Source organism: Bradyrhizobium sp. S3.7.6 (assembly GCF_054061875.1).
Genome location: NZ_JBSSEQ010000001.1, coordinates 4,205,152 through 4,229,779 on the forward strand (window position 1 = coordinate 4,205,152; position 24,628 = coordinate 4,229,779).

17 protein-coding genes are annotated in these 24,628 nt (G+C 63.0%); 16 read left to right on the forward strand and 1 reads right to left on the reverse strand.

All coding sequences use genetic code 11. From position 1 onward, the window contains the following. Positions 1–176 precede the first annotated feature (176 nt). From secE to ACVJ5M_RS20205, 11 genes are all read left to right on the forward strand, one after another. Positions 177–368: a preprotein translocase subunit SecE gene (gene secE, locus ACVJ5M_RS20155; protein WP_007611620.1), complete on the forward strand. Its 192-nt coding sequence runs from the start codon at positions 177–179 to the stop codon at positions 366–368. Beyond that, positions 368–925 carry a transcription termination/antitermination protein NusG gene (nusG, locus tag ACVJ5M_RS20160; protein ID WP_063982569.1) on the forward strand — a complete coding sequence of 186 codons (558 nt, stop codon included), beginning with the start codon at positions 368–370 and terminating at the stop codon, positions 923–925. The genes secE and nusG overlap by 1 nt, the downstream gene beginning before the upstream one ends. Before the next feature lie 131 nt (positions 926–1,056). After that, positions 1,057–1,485: a 50S ribosomal protein L11 gene (rplK, locus tag ACVJ5M_RS20165; protein WP_006611824.1), complete on the forward strand. Its 429-nt coding sequence runs from the start codon at positions 1,057–1,059 to the stop codon at positions 1,483–1,485. 6 nt (positions 1,486–1,491) lie between these two features. Further along, positions 1,492–2,184 carry a 50S ribosomal protein L1 gene (gene rplA / locus ACVJ5M_RS20170; protein ID WP_014494487.1) on the forward strand — a complete coding sequence of 231 codons (693 nt, stop codon included), beginning with the start codon at positions 1,492–1,494 and terminating at the stop codon, positions 2,182–2,184. A gap of 118 nt (positions 2,185–2,302) precedes the next feature. Beyond that, positions 2,303–3,256 (forward strand): 2-hydroxyacid dehydrogenase, encoded by a 954-nt coding sequence (locus ACVJ5M_RS20175; protein WP_063982570.1) that lies wholly within the window; start codon positions 2,303–2,305, stop codon positions 3,254–3,256. A 584-nt stretch (positions 3,257–3,840) separates the two neighbouring features. Beyond that, complete coding sequence (gene rplJ, locus ACVJ5M_RS20180; RefSeq protein WP_063986291.1) at positions 3,841–4,359, forward strand: 50S ribosomal protein L10; 519 nt, start codon at positions 3,841–3,843, stop codon at positions 4,357–4,359. A 54-nt stretch (positions 4,360–4,413) separates the two neighbouring features. Further along, on the forward strand, positions 4,414–4,791 hold the full coding sequence (gene rplL / locus ACVJ5M_RS20185; RefSeq protein WP_063982571.1) for a 50S ribosomal protein L7/L12: 378 nt from the start codon (positions 4,414–4,416) through the stop codon (positions 4,789–4,791). 483 nt (positions 4,792–5,274) lie between these two features. Further along, entirely contained in the window at positions 5,275–9,393 is a 4,119-nt protein-coding gene (gene rpoB, locus ACVJ5M_RS20190; RefSeq protein WP_028152884.1) for a DNA-directed RNA polymerase subunit beta, read from the forward strand. Between the two features lie 129 nt (positions 9,394–9,522). Beyond that, positions 9,523–13,719, forward strand: a complete 4,197-nt coding sequence (gene rpoC, locus ACVJ5M_RS20195) for a DNA-directed RNA polymerase subunit beta' (RefSeq protein ID WP_071912831.1) — start codon at positions 9,523–9,525, stop codon at positions 13,717–13,719. A gap of 192 nt (positions 13,720–13,911) precedes the next feature. Then, a complete protein-coding gene (locus tag ACVJ5M_RS20200; protein ID WP_354099933.1) occupies positions 13,912–15,975 on the forward strand; it encodes an FAD-dependent oxidoreductase in 2,064 nt (687 codons plus the stop codon). Between the two features lie 132 nt (positions 15,976–16,107). Continuing rightward, the gene (locus ACVJ5M_RS20205) at positions 16,108–18,141 is read left to right on the forward strand and encodes an ABC transporter ATP-binding protein (protein WP_283016854.1); all 2,034 of its coding nucleotides are present in this window, start codon (positions 16,108–16,110) and stop codon (positions 18,139–18,141) included. Here the strand turns inward: ACVJ5M_RS20205 and ACVJ5M_RS20210 are convergent. After that, positions 18,054–19,307 (reverse strand): FAD-dependent oxidoreductase, encoded by a 1,254-nt coding sequence (locus ACVJ5M_RS20210; RefSeq protein ID WP_354099934.1) that lies wholly within the window; start codon positions 19,305–19,307, stop codon positions 18,054–18,056. The genes ACVJ5M_RS20205 and ACVJ5M_RS20210 overlap by 88 nt on opposite strands. Positions 19,308–20,005: 698 nt before the next feature. Between ACVJ5M_RS20210 and rpsL the strand changes: the two genes are divergently transcribed. The 5 genes from rpsL to rpsJ all read left to right on the forward strand — a co-directional run bounded on the left by rpsL (position 20,006) and on the right by rpsJ (position 24,590). Further along, entirely contained in the window at positions 20,006–20,377 is a 372-nt protein-coding gene (gene rpsL / locus ACVJ5M_RS20215; RefSeq protein ID WP_007603006.1) for a 30S ribosomal protein S12, read from the forward strand. Positions 20,378–20,392: 15 nt separating this feature from the next. Then, positions 20,393–20,863: a 30S ribosomal protein S7 gene (gene rpsG / locus ACVJ5M_RS20220; RefSeq protein WP_063982575.1), complete on the forward strand. Its 471-nt coding sequence runs from the start codon at positions 20,393–20,395 to the stop codon at positions 20,861–20,863. Between the two features lie 30 nt (positions 20,864–20,893). Next, positions 20,894–22,966, forward strand: a complete 2,073-nt coding sequence (fusA, locus tag ACVJ5M_RS20225) for an elongation factor G (protein ID WP_071912837.1) — start codon at positions 20,894–20,896, stop codon at positions 22,964–22,966. A 40-nt stretch (positions 22,967–23,006) separates the two neighbouring features. Then, the gene (gene tuf / locus ACVJ5M_RS20230; RefSeq protein WP_063982577.1) at positions 23,007–24,197 is read left to right on the forward strand and encodes an elongation factor Tu; all 1,191 of its coding nucleotides are present in this window, start codon (positions 23,007–23,009) and stop codon (positions 24,195–24,197) included. An 84-nt stretch (positions 24,198–24,281) separates the two neighbouring features. After that, entirely contained in the window at positions 24,282–24,590 is a 309-nt protein-coding gene (rpsJ, locus tag ACVJ5M_RS20235; protein ID WP_002712302.1) for a 30S ribosomal protein S10, read from the forward strand. Positions 24,591–24,628 lie beyond the last annotated feature (38 nt).

The window sequence follows — 24,628 nt, forward strand, 5'->3', positions numbered from 1 at the left end:
CTACCCGGCACTCGCAGCCGGCCCGTTAAACGCGGATTTCCGGCGCGGCTTTGAAATCCCCGAACAATCGAGCCCGGTTCCCGGCTCATCCTTCGAGACAGAGGGCTGGGCCAACGGCGGCTGTTCGGATCCCTGAAATTCATTCGCGTCTGTCGACGGACGTTGGACATCAAACGATGGCAGTCAGCCCGTTCAAGTTTTTGCAGGAAGTGCGCTCGGAGACCGCCAAGGTCACCTGGCCGACCCGTCGTGAGACCACGATCACCACCATCATGGTGTTCGTGATGGTCGCCGTGGCCTCGATATTCTTCTTCGCCGCCGACCAGATCATCCGTTACCTCATCACCTTCCTTTTGGGCATTCACTGATGGCAACAGCCGCTGCAACCCAATCGACCGACAAGCGCTGGTACATCGTCCACGCCTACTCGAACTTCGAGAAGAAGGTCGCCGAATCGATCCGCGAGCAGGCCAAGCAGCGCGGGCTCGAGGAGCTGTTCGAGCTGGTGCTGGTTCCGACCGAGAAGGTCACGGAAGTGCGCCGCGGCCGCAAGATCGACGCCGAGCGCAAGTTCTTCCCGGGCTACGTGCTGGTGAAGATGAAGCTGACCGACGAGGCGTTCCATCTGATCAAGAACACCCCGAAGGTCACGGGCTTCCTCGGCGCCGAGAACAAGCCGATGCCGATCTCGGAAGCCGAGGCCATGCGCATCCTGCACCAGGTGCAGGAGGGCGTGGAACGGCCGAAGGCGTCGGTGTCGTTCGAGATCGGCGAGAACGTGCGCGTGGCCGATGGCCCGTTCGCCTCGTTCTCGGGTGTGGTCGAGGAAATCGACGAGGCGCGCTCGCGCGTGAAGGTCGCGGTGTCGATCTTCGGCCGCGCCACGCCGGTCGAACTGGAATTCGGTCAGGTCGAGAAGGTCTGATCGATTGAGGCGTGAGGCTTCGGTCTCACGCTAGCAAGAGGCCGTGGGAGGGAGAGGGCGGTTGCCAGCCGCATCCGACCCAGACCACGAACCTGAAACCGCCGGCCTGGCCGGCACAACAGGAGTGATACATGGCAAAGAAAGTGACCGGATACCTGAAGCTTCAGGTCCCGGCCGGTGCGGCGAATCCTTCGCCCCCGATCGGTCCCGCGCTTGGTCAGCGCGGTCTCAACATCATGGAGTTCTGCAAGGCGTTCAACGCCCAGACCCAGAAGGAAGAGAAGAACACCCCGATTCCCGTCGTGATCACGATCTACGCCGATCGTTCGTTCACGTTCGAGATGAAGACCCCCCCGATGTCCTTCTTCCTCAAGCAGGCCGCCAAGATCCAGTCCGGCTCGAAGGCGCCGGGCCGTGATAAGGCCGGCAAGGTGACCAAGGCGCAGGTGCGCGAGATCGCCGAGAAGAAGATGAAGGATCTCAATTGCGATTCCATCGAGTCGGCCATGAAGATGGTCGAGGGCTCTGCCCGTTCGATGGGTCTGGAAGTGGCGGGGTAAGCGGTCATGGCAATCGGAAAGCGTTTGAACAAAGCCCGCGAAGGTGTTGACCGCGAAAAGCTTTACCCGCTCGCGGACGCCATCAAGATGGTCAAGGAACGCGCCAAGGCGAAGTTCGACGAGACCATCGAGGTCGCGATCAATCTCGGCGTCGATCCGCGTCACGCCGACCAGATGGTCCGCGGCGTCGTGACCCTGCCGAACGGCACCGGTCGTACGCTCCGCGTCGGCGTGTTCGCCCGCGGCGCCAAGGCTGACGAAGCCAAGGCTGCTGGTGCCGACGTCGTCGGCGCCGAAGACCTGGTCGAGAAGGTGCAGAACGGCTCGATCGATTTCGACCGCTGCATCGCCACCCCCGACATGATGCCGCTGGTCGGCCGTCTCGGTAAGGTGCTCGGCCCGCGCGGCCTGATGCCGAACCCGAAGATCGGCACCGTGACCATGGACGTCACCGGTGCGGTGAAGGGTGCCAAGGGCGGCTCGGTCGAGTTCCGCGTCGAGAAGGCCGGCATTTTGCAGGCTGGCGTCGGCAAGGCCTCGTTCTCCGAGGAGAAGCTGGTCGAGAACATCAAGGCCCTGGCCGATGCTGTCTCGAAGGCGAAGCCGGCTGGCTCCAAGGGCACCTACATCCAGCGCGTTGCGGTGTCCTCGACGATGGGCCCCGGCGTGAAGGTCGAGCCGGGCACCATTCTCGGTTAAGGCTTGCCTCGGCTGAGGTTTGGAAATTGCATGAGGCGAGGGGCGGAATTGGGCAACCGATTCCGCCCCTCGTCGTTTGTGGCTGTCATCGGAAGCAAGAACCGGGAAACAAGAAAAAATGGCTGACAAGGTCCTGATCTACTCGCGCTTCCCGAAGACGATGATGGCGCGTTTCGCCGAGCGGTTCGAACTGCTCGACACCGGCGGCAAGCCGGCGCGCGAGGTGTTTTCGGCCGATGAGCTCGGCGGCATCCGCGCGATGCTCACCGCTGGCGGCTCGCCGCTCGCCGCAGATGCGATGGACCTGTTCCCAAAACTCGGCGCCATCGTCTGCTACGGCACCGGCTATGATGGCGTCGACCTGAAGGCGGCCGCCGCCCGCAACATCGCGGTCGGCCACAGCCCCGGTGCCAATGCGGCTTCCGTCGCTGACATCGCGATGACCCTGATGCTGGCGACGACGCGGCGGATCCTGGTCGCCGACCAATATGTCCGCAGCGGCGATTGGGCCGGCTCAAAGCAGTCGCCGATGATGCGCCCGCAGGCGGGCATGCCCGGCCGCCGCATCGGCGTCTACGGCATGGGCGAGATCGGCCGCAAGATTGCGGCCCGCTGCGCCGCCTTCGAGAGCGAGGTCGGCTATTTCAGCCGCACCAAATACGATCTGCCCTATCAATATTTCCCGACGCTGGAGGCGCTCGCCGACTGGTGCAGCGTGCTGATGATCGCGGTCCGGGCAGGGGCCGAGACCCAGCACGTCGTCAACGCCGATATCCTGGGGCGACTCGGGGAGCACGGCTATGTCGTCAACATCTCTCGCGGCTCAGTGATCGACGAGAAGGCCCTGGTCGCGGCCCTGACCGACAGGACCATCGCCGGCGCCGGCCTCGACGTCTTCGAGAAGGAACCGCACGCCCCCGACGCGCTGACGGCGCTCCCCAATGTCGTATTCGCCCCGCATATCGGCGGCCACACCCTCGAATCACACGTCGCCATGCAGAACTGCGTGCTGGCGAACCTGACGGCATTCTTCGCGGGCAAGCCGCTGCCATACGGGGTCAAATCGGCCTGAATCGGCCCTTGTCGGGCCGTCTCAAGCCCTGCCGCCAGTCGATTGGAACTGGTGTGAATTTTGCTCTTGGCAAGCGGGCTCCGAGCGGTTAAAGAACCGCTTCCGGACGTGCCGGCCTCGGCTGGCGCGTTCGTGCACGTATTCCGAAAACCCGACAAGACAGGAGATCATTCCTTTTCAGGACGTCCGTGAGGATTTGCCCGAAAAGGAAGGAAAACCCGTCGGTTGGTGGAGTGCGGGCAGGGGTCGGGCGGTTCGCCGGCTGACCTTGTCCTGTCCAAGACTGCAGGCGCCCGCGGGAAATTTCGATTTCTCAACGGCTTAATCGCATGGCCTGCATAGACGGGTGAAGACCGGATTTCACTTCGCGCCCAGCTTTAACGGCTGGCTTGCGAAACGGGTCTGGTTCGGACCTCGACACGCCGTGGGCCTTAAGGGCTCCCGGAGGGCAGGCTTTGAATTGTCGTCTCGCCCGGCGCGTGTCCAAGGGGTTTTGGCCCCGAGGTTCAGGTTTTGGGTGGGACGATGGGTGCAACCCGGCGGTCCCGCTTCTTGCGATGACCGCCAACCGGAAAGAGCTTGCTGTGGAACGAGCGGCAAAAAAGGAAGCGGTCGAACAGCTCAATGGGGTCTTCAAGACCACGAGCGTCGCGGTCGTTGCTCAATATTCCGGCCTGACCGTTGCCCAGATGCAGAAGCTGCGTATGCAGATGAAGCAGGCTGGCGCCTCGGTGAAGGTCTCGAAGAACCGTCTCGCCAAAATTGCTCTTGAAGGCACTGACGTCGTTGCCATCGGCCCCATGCTGAAGGGACCGACCGTGATCGCCACTTCGAACGATCCGGTAGCGGCGCCGAAGGTCGCCGTCGAATTCGCCAAGACGAACGAAAAGTTCGTCATCATTGGCGGCTCGATGGGAAAGACCGTCCTGAATGTCGACAGCGTGAAGGCACTTGCCTCGCTGCCGTCGCTTGATGAACTGCGCGCCAAGATCGTCGGCCTTCTTGTGGCCCCGGCGACCAAGATCGCTCAGCTCGCCAATGCGCCCGCGGGCAAGCTCGCGCGCGTCATCCAGGCTCATGCCTCAAAGGGCGAAGCGGCCTGACGCCCTTCGCAAAACTCAAACCCGAACCAGACATACACTCAAGGAAACTGAACAATGGCTGACTTGCAGAAGATCGTTGACGACCTCTCGAGCCTCACCGTGCTCGAAGCTGCCGAACTCGCGAAGCTCCTCGAAGAGAAGTGGGGCGTTTCGGCTGCCGCGGCTGTCGCCGTGGCCGGCCCGGCTGGTGGTGGCGCTGCCGCCGCTCCGGCTGAAGAGAAGACCGAGTTCACGGTCGTTCTCGCCGCCGCCGGCGAGAAGAAGATCGAGGTCATCAAGGAAGTCCGCGCCATCACCGGCCTGGGCCTGAAGGAAGCAAAGGACCTCGTCGAGGGCGCGCCGAAGCCTGTCAAGGAAGGCGTGAACAAGGACGAGGCCGAGAAGCTCAAGGTCCAGCTCGAGAAGGCTGGCGCGAAGGTCGAGCTCAAGTAAGCAACGCTTACTGGCGCGAGATCCCGGGCGAGCATCAGCGAAGTCCGGGGTCTCGGACCACCCATCTAAGGGGTGGGCAATATGCAAAAGGCGTGCGACGGAACATCCCGACGCGGGCCGAACACGAAAAAGTGTTGGGATTTGAAGGTTAACCCCTCGAATCTCGACTATTGTCGCCCCATATCGGTTCGACAGCACGAAAGCGCGGTGGGCAGGGATGCCGGATTCCCTGTAAGCCGTTGGGAGAGCAGGCTATTTCGGGCTTTTGCAGTCCGTGAAGACAATCGTTGTGACGGGCGGGCGTGCCTATGCGCCCCGCGCGTCGTTTTGCGTTTTGAAGGTCTGAAGAACAGATTCAGGACATGACGGTCTGAATCTGGATTTTTGGTCCCCAAAACGGGTTCGAAAAATTCAACCCGGGGAGCGGTGGCAACCGCCTCCTGGACGGCGCGCCCGGAGCGGGCGACGAAATGAGAGGCCACGATGGCGCAGCAGACATTCACCGGTCGCAAACGCGTTCGCAAGTTCTTCGGACACATCAAGGAAGTCGCCGAGATGCCGAACCTCATCGAGGTTCAGAAGGCGTCCTATGACCAGTTCCTGATGGTCGACGAACCCGCGGGCGGGCGTCTTGACGAGGGCCTGCAGGCGGTGTTCCGCTCGGTGTTCCCGATCTCCGACTTCTCGGGCACCTCGATGCTGGAATTCGTCCGCTACGAGTTCGAGCAGCCGAAATACGACGTCGACGAGTGCCGCCAGCGCGGCATGACCTTCGCGGCACCCCTCAAGGTGACGCTGCGCCTCATCGTGTTCGATATCGACGAGGAAACCGGCGCGAAGTCGGTGAAGGACATCAAGGAGCAGGACGTCTACATGGGCGACATTCCGCTCATGACGATGAACGGCACCTTCATCGTCAACGGCACCGAGCGCGTCATCGTCTCGCAGATGCACCGTTCGCCCGGCGTGTTCTTCGATCACGACAAGGGCAAGACCCACTCGTCGGGCAAGCTGCTGTTCGCCGCCCGCGTCATCCCGTATCGCGGCTCCTGGCTCGACATCGAGTTCGACGCCAAGGACATCGTCTATGCGCGTATCGACCGTCGCCGCAAGATTCCGGTGACGTCGCTGATGTTCGCGCTCGGCCTCGACGGCGAGGCGATCCTGTCCACGTTCTACAAGAAGATTCTCTACAAGCGGACCAAGGAAGGCTGGCGCGTTCCGTTCGACGCCAACCGTTTCCGCGGCTACTCGACCATCAACGACCTGATCGACGCCGACACCGGCAAGGTCGTGCTCGAGGCCGGCAAGAAGCTCACCGTGCGCGGTGCGCGTCAGATGCAGGAGAAGGGCCTGAAGGCGCTGCGGCTGTCCGATGAGGAGCTCGTCGGCAACTATCTCGCCGAGGACCTCGTCAACCCGAAGACCGGCGAGATCCACGCGGAAGCCGGTGAAGAGATCACCGACAAGTCGATGAAGGCCCTCAACGAGCAGGGCTACAAGGAGCTGCCGCTGCTCGACATCGACCACGTCAATGTCGGCGCCTATATCCGCAACACGCTCTCGGCCGACAAGAACATGACGCGTGAGGACGCGCTGTTCGACATCTACCGCGTGATGCGTCCGGGCGAGCCGCCGACGCTGGATTCGGCGCAGGCGATGTTCCAGTCGCTGTTCTTCGACGCCGAGCGCTACGACCTGTCCGCGGTCGGCCGCGTCAAGATGAACATGCGCCTCGACCTCGATGCGCCCGACACCCAGCGTACGCTGCGCAAGGAAGACATCCTCTCCGTCATCAAGACGCTGGTGGATTTGCGCGACGGCAAGGGCGAGATCGACGACATCGACCATCTCGGCAACCGCCGTGTGCGCTCGGTCGGCGAGCTCATGGAGAACCAGTACCGCATCGGCCTGCTGCGCATGGAGCGCGCGATCAAGGAGCGCATGTCCTCGGTCGACATCGACACGGTCATGCCGCAGGACCTGATCAACGCGAAGCCGGCGGCTGCCGCCGTGCGCGAGTTCTTCGGCTCCTCGCAGCTCTCGCAGTTCATGGACCAGACCAACCCGCTGTCGGAGATCACCCACAAGCGCCGCCTGTCGGCGCTTGGACCGGGCGGTCTGACCCGCGAGCGCGCCGGCTTCGAGGTGCGCGACGTGCATCCGACGCATTACGGCCGCATCTGCCCGATCGAGACGCCGGAAGGTCCGAACATCGGCCTGATCAACTCGCTCGCGACCTTCGCGCGCGTGAACAAGTACGGCTTCGTCGAGACGCCGTACCGCAAGGTCAAGGACGGCCGCGTCACCGACGAGGTCGTGTACCTCTCGGCGATGGAAGAGGGCCGCTACACGGTCGCGCAGGCCAACGTGCCGCTCGACCCGAAGGGCCGCTTCACCGAAGATCTCGTGGTCTGCCGTCACGCCGGCGAAGTCTTGCCGGTGACGCCGGACAAGGTCGACTACATGGACGTGTCGCCGAAGCAGCTCGTTTCGGTCGCCGCGGCGCTGATCCCGTTCCTCGAGAACGACGACGCCAACCGCGCGCTGATGGGCTCGAACATGCAGCGCCAGGCGGTGCCGCTGGTTCGCGCCGAGGCGCCGTTCGTCGGCACCGGCATGGAAGGTGTGGTTGCGCGTGACTCGGGTGCCGCGATCGCGGCGCGCCGTTCGGGCGTGATCGACCAGATCGACGCGACCCGCGTCGTCATCCGCGCCACGGAAGATCTCGATCCGACCAAGTCGGGCGTCGATATCTACCGTCTGATGAAGTACCAGCGCTCCAACCAGTCGACCTGCATCAACCAGCGTCCGCTGGTGAAGGTCGGCGACATCGTCAAGAAGGGCGACATCATCGCCGACGGTCCGTCGACCGATCTCGGTGAGCTCGCGCTCGGCCGCAACGTGCTGGTCGCGTTCATGCCGTGGAACGGCTACAACTTCGAAGACTCGATCCTGCTCTCCGAGCGGATCGTGAAGGAAGACGTCTTCACCTCGATCCACATCGAGGAGTTCGAGGTGATGGCCCGCGACACCAAGCTCGGCCCTGAGGAAATCACCCGCGACATTCCGAACGTCTCGGAAGAAGCGCTGAAGAACCTCGACGAAGCCGGTATCGTCTACATCGGCGCGGAAGTGCGCGCCGGCGACATCCTGGTCGGCAAGATCACGCCGAAGGGCGAAAGCCCGATGACGCCGGAAGAAAAGCTTCTGCGCGCCATTTTCGGCGAAAAGGCCTCCGACGTTCGCGACACCTCGCTGCGCGTTCCTCCGGGCGTGCAGGGCACGATCGTGGAAGTGCGCGTGTTCAACCGTCACGGCGTCGACAAGGACGAGCGTGCGCTGGCGATCGAGCGGGAAGAGATCGAGCGTCTGGCCAAGGACCGCGACGACGAGCAGGCGATCCTGGACCGCAACGTCTACAACCGTCTTGCCGAGCTCCTCGAGGGACGGCAGGGCATTGCGGGCCCGAAGGGCTTCAAGAAGGACACCAAGATCACCCGTGCGGTGCTCGAGGAGTACCCGAAGTCGCAGTGGTGGCTGTTCGCTTCGCCGAACGACAAGCTGATGGCCGAGATCGAGGCCATGCGGAAGCAGTACGACGAGTCGAAGAAGGGGCTGGAACAGCGCTTCCTCGACAAGGTCGAGAAGCTTCAGCGCGGTGACGAACTGCCGCCCGGCGTGATGAAGATGGTCAAGGTCTTCGTCGCGGTGAAGCGCAAGATCCAGCCCGGCGACAAGATGGCCGGCCGCCACGGGAACAAGGGCGTGGTGTCGAAGATCGTGCCGATCGAGGACATGCCGTTCCTCGAAGACGGTACGCATGCCGACATCGTGCTCAATCCGCTCGGCGTGCCCTCGCGCATGAACGTCGGACAGATCCTCGAGACCCATCTCGGCTGGGCTTGCGCCGGCCTCGGCAAGCGTATCGGCCAGACGGTCGATGCCTATCTGTCGAAGCAGGACATCAAGCCGCTGAAGGAAACCTTGAAGAAGGTCTACGGCGAGGACGAGACGATCAAGTCGCTCAACGACAACGAGTTGATCGAGCTTGGTCACAATCTGAGCCGCGGCGTGCCGATCGCGACGCCGGTGTTCGACGGCGCCAAGGAAGCCGACATCGAGGAGATGCTGAAGCTTGCCGGTCTCGACGCTTCGGGTCAGTCGACCGTCTATGACGGCCGTACCGGCGATGCCTTCGATCGCAAGGTGACGGTGGGCTACATCTACATGCTCAAGCTGCACCATCTCGTGGACGACAAGATCCACGCGCGTTCGATCGGTCCGTACTCGCTCGTCACCCAGCAGCCGCTGGGCGGCAAGGCGCAGTTCGGTGGCCAGCGCTTCGGCGAAATGGAAGTGTGGGCGCTCGAGGCTTACGGCGCGGCGTACACGCTCCAGGAGATGCTGACGGTCAAGTCGGACGACGTCGCCGGCCGTACCAAGGTGTACGAGGCGATCGTCCGCGGCGACGACACGTTCGAGGCCGGTATTCCGGAATCGTTTAACGTGCTGGTCAAGGAAATGCGCTCGCTCGGCCTCAACGTCGACCTGCACAACTCCAAGGTGGGACCGGCGCCGACGTCGGAAGCAGCCGAGTAATACGACCTTTCATGCCCGGCCTTCACGGCCGGGCATCGGCGCCCCTCCCGAGGCCTTGAGGGCAGGGCGCCCCGATTGAGTGATTTTCGAATTTGCGGCCGTAGGCGACCGGCACGCGAGGAGAAGACGATGAACCAAGAAATTATGAATCTCTTCAACCCGACGACTCCGGCTCAGGTCTTCGACCAGATCCGGATTTCGATCGCGTCTCCTGAGAAGATTCTGTCCTGGTCCTACGGCGAGATCAAGAAGCCGGAGACCATCAACTACCGTACCTTCAAGCCCGAGCGCGACGGCCTGTTCTGCGCCCGCATCTTCGGGCCGATCAAGGACTACGAGTGCTTGTGCGGCAAGTACAAGCGCATGAAGTACAAGGGCATCATCTGCGAGAAGTGCTCGGTCGAGGTCACGCTGTCGCGCGTCCGGCGCGAGCGCATGGGCCATATCGAGCTCGCAGCCCCCGTCGCGCACATCTGGTTCCTGAAGTCGCTGCCCTCGCGCATCGGCCTTCTGCTGGACATGACGCTGAAGGATCTCGAGCGGATCCTCTATTTCGAATATTACGTCGTGCTCGAGCCGGGTCTCACCGCGCTGAAGGACCGTCAGCTCTTGTCGGAAGACGAGTATCTGAAGGCACAGGACGAGTACGGCCAGGATTCCTTCACCGCCATGATCGGCGCGGAAGCGATCCGCGAGCTGCTCAAGGGCATGGACCTCGAGAAGCTCGAAGCCACCTTGCGCCTCGAGATGCAGGAGACCGACTCCGACATCAAGCACAAGAAGCTCGCCAAGCGCCTGAAGATCGTGGAAGCGTTCCGCCACTCCGGCAACAAGCCGGAATGGATGATCATGACCGTGGTTCCGGTGATCCCGCCGGACCTGCGTCCGCTGGTGCCGCTGGACGGCGGCCGCTTCGCGACCTCGGACCTCAACGACCTCTACCGCCGCGTCATCAACCGCAACAACCGCTTGAAGCGGCTGATGGAGCTGCGCGCGCCGGACATCATCATCCGCAACGAGAAGCGCATGCTTCAGGAAGCGGTCGATGCGCTGTTCGACAACGGCCGCCGCGGCCGCGTCATCACGGGCGCCAACAAGCGTCCGCTGAAGTCGCTCGCCGACATGCTCAAGGGCAAGCAGGGTCGCTTCCGTCAGAACCTGCTCGGCAAGCGCGTCGACTATTCGGGCCGTTCGGTGATCGTGGTCGGTCCCGAGCTGCGCCTGCATCAGTGCGGCCTGCCGAAGAAGATGGCGCTCGAGCTGTTCAAGCCGTTCATCTACTCGCGGCTTGACGCCAAGGGCCTGTCCACCACCGTGAAGCAGGCGAAGAAGCTGGTCGAGAAGGAGCGGCCCGAGGTCTGGGACATCCTGGACGAGGTCATCCGCGAGCATCCGGTGCTGCTCAACCGCGCACCGACGCTGCATCGTCTCGGCATCCAGGCGTTCGAGCCCGTGCTGATCGAGGGCAAGGCGATCCAGCTGCATCCGCTGGTCTGCGCCGCGTTCAACGCCGACTTCGACGGCGACCAGATGGCCGTGCACGTTCCGCTGTCGCTCGAGGCGCAGCTGGAAGCGCGCGTCCTGATGATGTCGACCAACAACATCCTGCATCCGGCGAACGGCCAGCCGATCATCGTGCCGTCGCAGGACATCGTGCTCGGTCTTTACTACGTCTCGATCATGCGTGAAGGCCTGCCCGGCGAGGGCAAGATCTTCGGCGACATGGCTGAGCTCGAGCACGCGCTGCACGCGAAGGTCATCCACCTCCACACCAAGATCAAGTATCGGTGGCAGGGCATGGACGAGACCGGCAAGGTCTCGACGCGCTGGATCGAGACCACCGCGGGTCGCGTCATGCTCGGCAACCTGCTGCCGAAGAACCCGCGGATTTCGTACGAGATCATCAACAAGCTGATGACCAAGCGCGAAATCTCGGGCGTGATCGACCAGGTCTACCGTCACTGCGGCCAGAAGGAGACTGTGATCTTCTGCGACCGCATCATGGCGCTCGGCTTCTACAACGCGTTCAAGGCCGGCATCTCGTTCGGCAAGGACGACATGGTCGTGCCGCACTCCAAGTGGAAGATCGTCGACACCACCCGTACGCTGGCGAAGGATTTCGAGCAGCAGTACAACGACGGTCTGATCACCCATGGCGAGAAGTACAACAAGGTCGTCGACGCCTGGTCGAAGGCCACGGAAGAAATCGCCAAGGCGATGATGAAGGAGATCTCCTCGACCAAGAAGACGGCGAGCGGGGCGGATGCCGACATCAACTCGATCTACATGATGGCTCACTCCGGTGCCCGCGGTTCGCCGGCCCAGATGCGCCAGCTCGCCGGCATGCGCGGCCTGATGGCCAAGCCGTCGGGTGAGATCATCGAGACGCCGATCATCTCGAACTTCAAGGAAGGCCTCTCGGTGCTCGAGTACTTCAACTCGACCCACGGTGCCCGTAAGGGCCTCGCGGACACCGCGTTGAAGACCGCGAACTCGGGCTACCTGACCCGTCGTCTCGTCGACGTGGCGCAGGACTGCATCATCACGCAGAACGACTGCGGCACCAAGCTCGGCATCAAGATGCGCGCCATCGTCGATGCCGGCACCGTGGTCGCCTCGCTCGGCTCGCGCATCCTCGGCCGCACGGCCTGCGAAGACGTGCGTGACAGCTCGGGCAAGGTGATCATCAAGCGCGGTACGCTGATGGAAGAGAGCCATCTGGACGCCATCCACCAGGGTGGCGTGCAGGAGGTGAAGATCCGCTCGGCACTGACCTGCGAGCTCGTCAACGGCATCTGCGGCATGTGCTACGGCCGCGACCTCGCCCGCGGCACGCCGGTCAACCACGGTGAAGCCGTCGGCGTCATCGCGGCGCAGTCGATCGGCGAGCCCGGCACCCAGCTGACCATGCGCACCTTCCACATCGGTGGTGCGGCGCAGCTCAACGAGCAGTCGTTCGTCGAATCCAACTTCGACGGCAAGATCGTGATCAGGAACAAGGCCATCGCCCGCAACAGCGAAGGTCACCTGGTCGCGATGGTCCGCAACATGGTGATCGCGATCGTCGATGCCGACGGCACCGAGCGTGCGACGCACCGTATCCAGTACGGTTCGCGCCTGCACGTCGACGAGGGCGACACCGTCAAGCGCGGCCAGCGCATCGTCGAGTGGGATCCCTACACCCGTCCGCTGCTCACCGAAGTCGAAGGTACCATCGGCTTCGAGGATCTGGTCGAGGGGCAGTCGATCTCGGAAACGCTCGACGAGGCCACCGGTATCGCCAAGCGCGTGGTCATCGACTGGCGCTCGACCCGCGGCGGCGCGGACCTCCGTCCGGCCATCGTGGTTAAGGGCAAGGACGGCAAGGTGCTCAAGCTCGCCCGTGGCGGCGATGCCCGCTACATGCTGTCGGTCGATGCCATTCTCTCGGTCGACGTCGGAGCCAAGGTCAATACGGGCGACATCCTCGCCCGTGTCTCGACCGAAAGCGCCAAGACGCGTGACATCACCGGCGGTCTGCCGCGGGTGGCGGAACTGTTCGAGGCACGGCGTCCGAAGGATGCGGCGATCATCGCCGAAATCTCGGGCACCATCCGGTTCGGACGCGACTACAAGAACAAGCGTCGCATCTCGATCGAGCCGATGGACAAGACCGACGAGGCACGCGAGTACCTGATCCCGAAGGGCAAGCACATCCACCTTCAGGACGGCGACGTCGTCGAAAAGGGCGACTTCATCGTCGAAGGCAACCCGGCGCCGCACGACATCCTGGCGGTCAAGGGCATCGAGGAGCTCGCGGCCTATCTGGTCAACGAGATCCAGGAGGTCTACCGGCTCCAGGGCGTGCTCATCAACGACAAGCACATCGAGGTGATTGTCCGTCAGATGCTCCAGAAGGTGGAAGTCACCGACCAGGGCGACACGGACATGATCTCCGGCGAGCAGGTCGACAAGATCGAGTTCGACGCGCTCAACGAGAAGGCGAAGGAAGAGGGCAAGAAGATCGCCACGGGAACGCCGGTTCTGCTCGGCATCACCAAGGCGAGCCTCCAGACCCGCTCCTTCTTCTCGGCGGCCTCGTTCCAGGAGACCACCCGCGTCCTCACGGAAGCGGCGGTCAACGGCAAGGTCGATCCGCTCGAAGGCCTCAAGGAGAACGTCATCGTCGGCCGGCTGATCCCGGCGGGCACCGGCGCCTCCATGGCCAAGATCCGCGAAGTCGCGATGAAGCGCGACAAGCTGATCCTGGACGAGCGCGAGAAGCAGGCGGCCGTCGTGTCGCCCGCGCCGGAAGCGGAGCTTCCTGCGCTGCCTCCTGCGGAATAATCGTTCATCCGTAGGAATACCGAGGACAATGAAAAGGCCGGCGCAAGCCGGCCTTTTTGCTGCTTTGTTTGCCTGTTGCGGTGCAGGATCAACCTTTGTTCATCTTTCCTTCAGGCGCAAAAGCGCTTCTGCTAAGGGAAGTTAGACCGGTGGTCCCGTGACGGGGGCAGGGCCGGAGACCACGGAACTCATATGCTTGATCTCGCAATCGTAGGCGGCGGCCCCGGCGGGCTGATGAGCGCCTGGTACTTGAAGCGTAAGCTCGGCGACCTCTGCCGCATCACCATCTACGAGGCCTCCGACCGGCTCGGCGGCAAGATCGTCACGCGCAAATTCGATTCCGCGCCGGCGATGTACGAGGCCGGCGTTGCCGAGATCTACGACTACTCGATGACCGGTCCCGATCCGCTGCGCGAGCTGATCCAGCATTTCGGACTTCAGACCATTCCGATGGACGCCGAGCAGGTGCAGTTCGGCGGCGAGCTCCTCAACGACGTCGCGGGCATGCGCCGCAAATACGGCGCCAAGACTGCGGCTGCGATCGAGGCGTTCCGGAACCGCTGCGCCGAGGCGATGACGCCGATCGAATATTACGAGGGCGTCGGCGCGCACGACAACGAGAATCCCTGGGCCTACAAGACCGCCGAGCAGGTGCTCGACGAGGAGGTCGAGGACGAAACCGCAAAGCGTTTCTTCAAGGTGATGGCGCGCTCCGACATCGCGACCGAAAGCCACAACACCAACGGGCTCAACGCGCTCAAGAACTACCTGATGGACGTCGACGGCTATATCGGCCTCTATTCCATCCAGAACGGCAACGAGCAGCTGATCGAGTGCCTGCAGTCGGAGGTCAACGCCGACGTCCAGCTCAATCACCGCGTGCTCACCGTCGGCAAGGCGCCGACCGGCCGCTACCAGCTGAAGATGATGAACGGCAAGGGGCCGGAGACGCGCGACTTCGACCTCGTGCTGGTCTGCCTGCCGCATTCGTGGCTCGCGACGATGGGCTGGGAAGGCGAGCAGCTCCGCAAGTCGATGGTCAAGCACGTCTCGTATTTCGATCGTCCCGCGCACTATCTGCGCGTCTCGATCCTGTTCGACACGCCGTTCTGGGGCGAGAAGATTTCTGGCGCCTGGTTCATGTCGGAAGCCTTCGGCGGCTGCTGCGTCTACAACGAGGGCGCGCGCCATGACGTTGGCAAGCACGGCGTGCTGAACTGGCTGATTCCCGGCTCCGACGCGCTGGCCTTCGCCAATTTGTCGGATCAGGAGCTGATCGACGCCGCACTGAAATCGCTGCCCGCCTCGCTCGGCGATGCGCGTTCGCATTTCGTGGAAGGCAAGATCCACCGCTGGCTGTCGTCGGTGAACGCCATCCCCGGCGGTCTGCCCGTGCGCGACGTCATGACCAATCACCGGCCGGAGCCGAAGGAGCATCCCGGCATCGTGGTGGTCGGCGATTATCTGTTCGACTCCACGCTGAACGGTCTGCTCGACTCCTCGGACGCGGCGACCGACATCATCCTGACCGAGATGATGCGCCTGCGCCGCGAGCGCGGACAGGAGGAGGGCGAGCCGGTCTCGGACAAGATCGACCGCGACTATTTCGAGAACTATCGCGGCCTCGGTCCCTACAGCGAAGCTTGGCGCCACTTCACCGATCCCGATTATCTCACCAAGCTGATCGGCATCGTCTGGGGCAAGGCCAAGGGCGCCAAGCTGCTGGTCGCGGGCTCGGCCAGCGGCGAATTGGTCGGCGCGCTGCGCGATCGCGGCATCGATGCCTTCGGCATCGAGAACAACCGCGCCATCCACGCCAGGACGCCGAAGGCGCTGAAGAAGTACAACAAGCTCGGCTCGATCACCGACATGCCGTTCAAGGACGGCGCCTTCGACTTCGTGTTCGAGACCAGCCTCTGCCATGTTTCCCCGAAGCAGGTGGTCCGCGCGATCCGCGAACTGAACCGCGTGGTCAAGACCGGCCTCGTGTTCGGCTCGATCACCTCGGACATGGCTTCAGTGGTGATCGACCGCTACGACCTGCTGCGCGGCGTCAAGAAGCTCGGCACCTGGTGGGAATGGTCCGAGCTGTTCTTCGGCAACGGCTTTGACCTGTCGATGCATCGCAAGGACTGCACCGACGCGCTCTGGGAGGCGACGCTTGCCGCCAACAAGGGCCCGGGCCAGTGGTACGCCGACGCCGACAGCCTGCGTTATTCCTTCTTCGACAAGGTCGAGGATGAGGACGACGACTAGAGACAGGATCGGACCGGCGTAGCCAATTGCTTTGCCGAATTCGTCATGATCGCATAGAATCGGTGCGATAGCGGTTGCCGCTATTTCCTGCTTTCTCCGCGGTCATGCCGGCCGTCAGCATCGGTTGGTTTCATGGCGTCCAAGCCCCTCCCGCCCGACAAACAGAAACTCGCCACGGAAGAGGCGGCCGAGCTCGACGACAAGCTTGTCCCCGTCAAGGCGGACCTCGAAGACGACGAGGACGACGAAGACGAGGAGGATGACGAGCTGGAGCTCGACGACGACGATGAGGACGAGGAGCTCGTCGTCTTTACCGCGCGCGAGGCCGCAGGCGCGCTCGCGACCATCCTGGGTTTCGTCAAGCCGTTCCTGTCCAACTACAAGCGGATGCTGTCATTCGTGGCGTTCGGCGTCTGCGTCGAGACGCTGTTCAACGTCATCATGCCGCTCAGCCTGAAGTACCTGATCGACGACGCGCTCGGCGAGGAGGATTTCCAGGCGCTCTACAAGATCCTCGGCGTGCTCGCGGTCGCCGGCATCTTCACCTCGATCGTGGCGGTCTGGTACGAGCGCTGGGACGCCAGGCTGGCTGCCTGCATCATCTCCGATGTCCGCAAGCGCCTGTTCGAGCATGTCCAGGACCTGCCGGCGGCCTATTTCGGCCGCACCAAGCGCGGCGAGATACTGTCGCGCTTTTCCGTCGACCTTTCGGCCTTCGAGGGCTCGGTCAAGACCTTCGCCAACAGTGCGGCGCTGCCGTTCCTGGAATTGATCGCCGGCATCATCCTGATGTTGTTCCTGAACTGGCAGCTCGCCGCGGTCGCGCTGCTGGTGTTCCCGATCACGCTGATCGGGCCGCGCATCCTCACCCCGAAGGCGGTGCAGGCCAATTACGAGCAGAAGCAGAACGAGAGCGCGCTGCTCGGCATGGTGCAGGAGAACGTGGCCGCGCAGGCCGTGATCAAGGCGTTCAGCCTGCAACGCAAGATGTTCGGCTTCTTCAGCTTCCGCAACGACGAGACCCGCCGCAAGATCGCTTCGGCTGCGTTCCTGTCGACCATGGTGGAGCGGACGGTCACCATTTCGGTGCTGCTGCTGCACCTCGTCGTGCTCGCGATCGGCGCCTATCTGGCGACCAAGGGCCAGATCACCATCGGCACCTTCGTCACCTTCGAGAGCGCGTTCTGGGAGGTCTCCTACAACATCGCCCACGTGATGCACTTCATCCCGGTGTCGATCTCCTCGGCGGCCGCGATCCGCCACATGCAGGAGCTGCTGGATGAGCCGACGCGCGGCGCCGATCGTCCCGGCGCGCCCGATCTGCCGCGCATCACCAACGACATCACCTTCGACCACGTGACGTTCCAGTACGAAGGCAGCCAGACGCCGGTGCTGGACAATCTCAGCCTCAAGCTCAACGCCGGCAAGCGCATCGCCATCGTCGGCCCCTCGGGCTCCGGCAAGAGCACGCTGCTCAATTTGATCCTGCGGCTGTACGTGCCCAACGAGGGGCGCGTCGCCATCGACGGCGTCGACGTGCGCAAGGTGACGCTGGATTCGCTGCGCCGGAGCATGGCGGTGGTGTTCCAGGAGAACATGCTGTTCAACATGTCGATTCGCGAGAACATCCGGCTCGGCAAGGAAGGCGCGACCGACGAGGAGGTGGAGGACGCCGCCAAGAAGGCCGAGATCCACCGCTACATCATGAGCCTGCCGCAGCGCTACGACACGCCGGTCGGCGAGCGCGGCGATACGCTGTCGGGCGGCCAGCGCCAGCGCATCGCGATTGCGCGCGCGGTCATCCGTAACCCTTCCGTGCTGCTGCTGGACGAAGCCACCTCGGCGCTCGACCAGACCACCGAGGCCGCGATCAACCGCACGCTGCTGAAGGTCGCGAAGGGGCGCACCATGATCTGGTCGACCCATCGCCTGACCTCCGTGGTCGAGATGGACGAGATCATCGTGATCTCAGGGGGCAGGGCGATCGAGCGCGGCTCGCATGCCGAGCTGCTCGCCAGGAACGGCACCTATCGCAAGCTGTGGAACGACCAGATCCACCAGCCGCATGGCGCTGTGGCTCAGGCCGATGACGACAGCGACGATGACGACGAGGATGAAGACGACCTCGACGAGGATGATGAGGACGAGGACGACGAGGAGGCGTGACCGAGGAAGTTCGGCTCCAGATGAATTGCTCCTCCGAGCGGCCGCAGCAAGCCTTGAACTGACCAAGCGATGAAGCGCGCCCAGCGCTGCGCGGTCCAGTAGGGACTCGTCGCGGTCGAGACGGAGCGGAACTCGAACGCCTTCGCCGCCGACCATTCGTCGCAGGCCCGCTTGACCGGATCGGCGTAGAAGGTGGCGATCTTGGCCCCGTCCATCCCGTCGGAGGCGAGCCACTCCGGGATATGGACGTTGCAGAGCCGCTCGACGTCGGTGAAGACCTTGTCACAGCCGGTGCCGGCGGCGGGGCAGGAGGTCGAGAACGCATCGCCCACCAGCACGAGGCCGGGCTGGCCGCTTGCGTCGTTCACATAGAGGTCGACCGGACGGATCTTGATCTCGCCGGCGATGTCGAAGGCGCCGGTGATGCGCTTGAGCCGGGGCAGGGCGGCGTTCAGCGTCTCGGCTGGCGCGCGGCGCAATTCGCGCAGCCATGGGTCGTCGACGCCGCGATAGACGAACAGATTGGCGCGCATCCGCGGACCGGTCGGAAACAGTGTGATGTAGGGGATTCGGTCGCTCGGCCGTTCCGAGAAATAGGTCAGTGCCGGGAAGTCGAACGAATTCCGTCCCGCCGGCACCACGTCGAACCCGATCGAGATCGAATGGCAGGCGCTGATGACTTTTCTCGCGATGCCGAGCTGGTGGCGCAGGCCGACGTTCAGGCCGTTGGCGAGCACGACCAGCCGGGCCGAGATCGTCTCCTCATTGGAGAGCGTGATCTTTTGCCGCTCCGGGCTCGTCTCGAGCGAGACCGCCTTGGCGCAGATGCGCTCGACGCCGGCAGGGATCTCGTCACGGACGGCGTTGACGAGCGAATCGTAGAGGATGTTGAACTGCCGACTCGGTGCCTTGTCGAGCAAACGGCCGAATCGAGCGATCCAGTTTTCGCCGGCAAAGGTCGCGCGGCGCAGCACCGATTCTCCGATTCCGGTCTTCAGGAATCGCTCGACCTGGACGTGACCACTGAGTTTTTCGACTCGAAAGTCCGCCGGATAGCTCTCATGCGGGTCGATCAGCACCGTCGAAATGCCGGCGCGGCCGAGCATTGCGGCGGCGGTCGAGCCGGACAATCCCCCGCCGATAATGGCAGTGTCGGTGTAGCGCATGGTGCAAATCTCTGCCGCAGGCGGCAGATTGACGCATCAACAGGAAAAAAAGCCTTAGCAAGGGTTATAAAAGTACATTTAACCCGGGTATAAATTGTTTTTGGGCTGGCGGAACGGACGTCCGGTCCCCATATCCGGCAGGCGCGGTGAGTGCGGGCAAACAGCGATTTCGTCAGGTGGCAGAAGCGTTTTCTGACTGTCGTTTGACCTTGACTTGGCCGACTCTCACTTATAGAAAGCGCCTCACTTAACGACAGGCGGTGAGCATCGCCAGCGTCGGAACGGGCCACCCGTTGATCCGCAGGGATTAGATCCCCAAGGATCGGATCCTCAGGGATCGCTAAGGCGGGCACCAACCTCGACGAATGCCGCTCAAACGCTGTCGATCATAGCTAGGCAATGCCAGTGCGATTTTAGGTCTCTTGAGCTCGTTCTCTTGAGATCGAATTCGGATGCATGACCTCGGTGCGCGGGCCGCAGCTTTATGCTGATTGCCCTGAAACTGCGGTCCTCTGTGGCGTCGTAACGCTTTCCGCTCGGTGATGGAGCGGTTGGCGCAATTTCGCTTTGTGCGGATTGTTCCGTGCGAGGCGACCTCGTCGGGCGGGTGGCCCGAAAAAAATTGCGGTTCCGGCAACGGGCCGCGCCAAGACAGCGGACCCGGAAGGGACCGCGGCAGAACAAAGGGTAAGGCCAGGATGCCGACGATCAACCAGCTGATCGCTCAACCGCGTGAAGTGCAGAAGTCGCGCAAGAAGGTGCCGGCGCTGCAGCAGTCGCCGCAGAAGCGTGGTGTTTGCACCCGCGTCTACACCACGACCCCGAAGAAGCCGAACTCGGCGCTTCGTAAGGTCGCCAAGGTGCGCCTGACCAACGGCTTCGAGGTGATCGGCTACATCCCCGGCGAAGGTCATAACCTCCAGGAGCACTCGGTGGTCATGATCCGCGGCGGCCGCGTCAAGGACTTGCCCGGCGTGCGCTACCACATCCTCCGCGGCGTTCTGGATACCCAGGGCGTCAAGAACCGTAAGCAGCGTCGTTCGAAGTACGGCGCGAAGCGTCCGAAGTAAGCGGGAACCAGCTCAATGTCTCGTCGCCACTCAGCGGAAAAGCGCGAAGTTCTTCCCGATCCGAAGTTCGGGAACATCATCGTCACGAAGTTCATGAACTCGGTGATGTACGCCGGCAAGAAGTCGGTCGCCGAAGGCATCGTCTACGGTGCGTTCGGCATCATCGAAGCCAAGACCAAGCAGAGCCCCCTCGGCGTGTTCGAGCAGGCACTCGAGAACGTCATGCCGACGATCGAAGTGCGCTCCCGCCGCGTCGGCGGCGCGACCTACCAGGTGCCGGTCGAAGTTCGTTCGGTGCGCCGTCAGGCGCTGGGCATTCGCTGGCTGATCTCGGCCGCGCGCGATCGCAACGAGAAGACGATGACCGAGCGGCTCTCGGCTGAGCTGCTCGACGCCTCGAACAACCGCGGCAACGCCGTCAAGAAGCGCGAAGACGTGCACCGGATGGCGGAAGCCAACCGCGCCTTCTCGCACTATCGCTGGTAACGGCGAAACACGGAATCTAAGGATCAGCCCATGCCTCGCGTTCATGCCATAGAGAACTACCGCAATTTCGGTATCATGGCGCATATCGATGCCGGCAAGACCACGACCACCGAGCGCATCCTCTATTATACCGGCAAGAGCCACAAGATCGGCGAAGTGCACGAAGGTGCCGCGACGATGGATTGGATGGAGCAGGAGCAGGAGCGTGGCATCACGATCACCTCGGCTGCCACCACCGCATTCTGGGCCGGCAAGCGCCTGAACATCATCGACACCCCCGGCCACGTCGACTTCACCATTGAAGTCGAGCGTTCGCTGCGCGTGCTCGACGGCGCCGTCTGCGTGCTCGACTCGAACCAGGGCGTCGAGCCCCAGACCGAGACCGTCTGGCGCCAGGGTGACAAGTACAAGGTTCCGCGCATCGTCTTCGCCAACAAGATGGACAAAACGGGTGCCGACTTCTTCAAGTGCCTGGCCGACATCGTTGACCGCCTCGGCGCCAAGCCGATCGCGATCCAGCTTCCGATCGGTGCCGAGAACAACTTCAAGGGTCTCGTCGACCTCGTGAAGATGCAGGGCATCATCTGGAACGATGAATCGCTCGGCGCGAAGTTCGACTATGTCGACATCCCGGAAGATATGGTCGAGCAGGCCAAGGAATACCGCGAGAAGATGGTGGAAGCTGCCGTCGAGCTCGACGATGACGCATTGGCCGCCTTCCTCGACGGCAACGAACCGGATGAAGCGACGCTGAAGCGGCTGATCCGCAAGGCGGTGCTGACCGGCGCGTTCTATCCCGTGCTGTGCGGCTCGGCCTTCAAGAACAAGGGCGTGCAGCCGCTGCTCGACGCCGTCGTCGACTATCTGCCGTCGCCGATCGACGTCCCCGCGATCAAGGGCACCGACGACCGCGGCAACGAGGTCGTGCGCAAGGCCGACGACAAGGAGCCGCTCGCGCTGCTCGCGTTCAAGATCATGGACGACCCGTTCGTCGGCACCATCACCTTCTGCCGCATCTACTCCGGCGTCCTGCAGAGCGGCACCGGTGTCGTGAACTCGACGCGCGAGAAGAAGGAGCGCATCGGGCGCATGCTGCTGATGCATGCGAACAACCGCGAGGACATCAAGGAAGCCTATGCCGGCGACATCGTCGCGCTGGCCGGCCTGAAGGAAGCGCGCACCGGTGACACGCTGTGCGATCCCGACAAGCAGGTGATCCTGGAGAAGATGGAATTCCCCGAGCCGGTCATCGAGATCGCGATCGAGCCGAAGTCCAAGGCCGACCAGGAAAAGCTGGGCGTGGCGCTGGCGAAGCTCGCCGCGGAGGATCCGTCCTTCCGCGTGTCGACCGACCAGGAGTCCGGCCAGACCATCCTCAAGGGCATGGGCGAACTCCATCTCGACATCAAGGTCGACATCCTCAGGCGTACCTACAAGGTCGACGCCAACATCGGCGCGCCGCAGGTTGCGTTCCGTGAGCGCGTCACCAAGAAGGCCGAGGTCAAGTACACCCACAAGAAGCAGACCGGCGGTACCGGTCAGTTCGCGGAAGTGTCGATCGTGGTCGAGCCGAACGAGCCCGGCAAGGGCTACGAGTTCGAGTCCAAGATCGTCGGCGGTGCGGTTCCGAAGGAATACATCCCCGGCGTCGAAAAGGGCCTCAACAGCGTGATGAGCTCTGGTGTCGTCGCGGGCTTCCCCGTGGTCGACGTCAAGGTTCAGCTCGTCGACGGCAAGTACCACGACGTCGACTCGTCGGCGCTCGCCTTCGAAATCGCATCGCGCGCGGCATTCCGCGAAGCGCTGCAGAAGGGCAAGTCCGTCCTGCTCGAGCCGATCATGAAGGTCGAAGTGGTGACCCCGGAAGACTACACCGGCTCGGTCATCGGCGACCTGAATTCCCGGCGCGGTCAGATCCAGGGTCAGGACATGCGCGGCAACGCCAACGTCATCAACGCGATGGTGCCGCTCATGAACATGTTCGGGTACGTGAACAACCTGCGCTCGATGAGCCAGGGTCGCGCGACCTTCACCATGCAGTTCGACCACTACGCAGAAGCGCCGGCCAATGTGTCGGCAGAAGTCCAGAAGAAGTTTGCCTGATTGTCGTCGGTCTCGAACTGACGATTGAACGGAGAGTCAAATGGCCAAAGCAAAGTTTGAACGTAACAAACCGCACTGCAACATCGGCACCATCGGTCACGTCGACCATGGCAAGACGTCGTTGACGGCTGCGATCACCAAGATCCTCGCCGAGACCGGCGGTGCGACGTTCACGGCGTACGACCAGATCGACAAGGCGCCGGAAGAGAAGGCGCGCGGCATCACGATCTCGACGGCGCACGTCGAGTACGAGACCAAGAACCGCCACTATGCCCACGTCGACTGCCCCGGCCACGCCGACTACGTGAAGAACATGATCACCGGCGCCGCCCAGATGGACGGTGCGATCCTGGTCGTGTCGGCCGCTGACGGCCCGATGCCGCAGACCCGCGAGCACATCCTGCTCGCCCGCCAGGTCGGCGTGCCCGCGCTCGTCGTGTTCCTCAACAAGTGCGACATGGTCGACGATCCGGAACTCCTCGAGCTCGTCGAGCTCGAAGTCCGCGAACTGCTCTCCAAGTACGACTTCCCGGGCGACAAGATCCCGATCATCAAGGGTTCGGCGCTCGCCGCTCTCGAAGATTCCGACAAGAAGCTCGGCCATGACGCCATCCTCGAGCTGATGAAGAACGTCGACGAGTACATTCCGCAGCCGGAGCGTCCGGTCGACCAGCCCTTCCTGATGCCGGTTGAAGACGTGTTCTCGATCTCGGGCCGCGGCACCGTCGTGACCGGCCGTGTCGAGCGCGGCATCGTCAAGGTCGGCGAGGAAATCGAGATCGTCGGTCTGCGCGCCACGCAGAAGACCACGGTCACGGGCGTCGAAATGTTCCGCAAGCTGCTCGATCAGGGCCAGGCGGGCGACAACATCGGTGCGCTGCTCCGTGGCACCAAGCGCGAGGACGTCGAGCGCGGCCAGGTGCTGTGCAAGCCGGGTTCGGTCAAGCCGCACACCAAGTTCAAGGCTGAGGCCTACATCCTCACCAAGGAAGAGGGCGGTCGCCACACCCCGTTCTTCACCAACTACCGTCCGCAGTTCTACTTCCGCACCACCGACGTGACCGGTGTCGTGCATCTGCCGGAAGGCACCGAGATGGTGATGCCGGGCGACAACATCGCGATGGAAGTGCACCTGATCGTGCCGATCGCGATGGAAGAGAAGCTCCGCTTCGCGATCCGCGAAGGTGGCCGCACCGTCGGCGCCGGCGTCGTCGCCTCGATCATCGAGTAATTACGAGAATAGGGATTGGCGCGTAGCGAGTGTGACATTCGCTATTCGCTATTCGCCACCCCCCACTAAAGAGAGACCACGGCAATGAACGGCCAAAACATTCGTATCCGTCTCAAGGCGTTCGACCATCGTATCCTCGATACGTCGACCCGCGAGATCGTGAACACGGCGAAGCGCACCGGCGCGCAGGTCCGCGGACCCATTCCGCTGCCCACCCGCATCGAGAAGTTCACCGTCAACCGTTCGCCGCACGTCGACAAGAAGAGCCGCGAGCAGTTCGAGATGCGCACTCACAAGCGCCTGCTCGACATCGTCGATCCGACCCCGCAGACCGTCGATGCTTTGATGAAGCTCGACCTGGCCGCCGGTGTCGACGTCGAGATCAAGCTCTAAGATTTTTGGATCACGTTCGCGACTAGCGGACAGAAAGA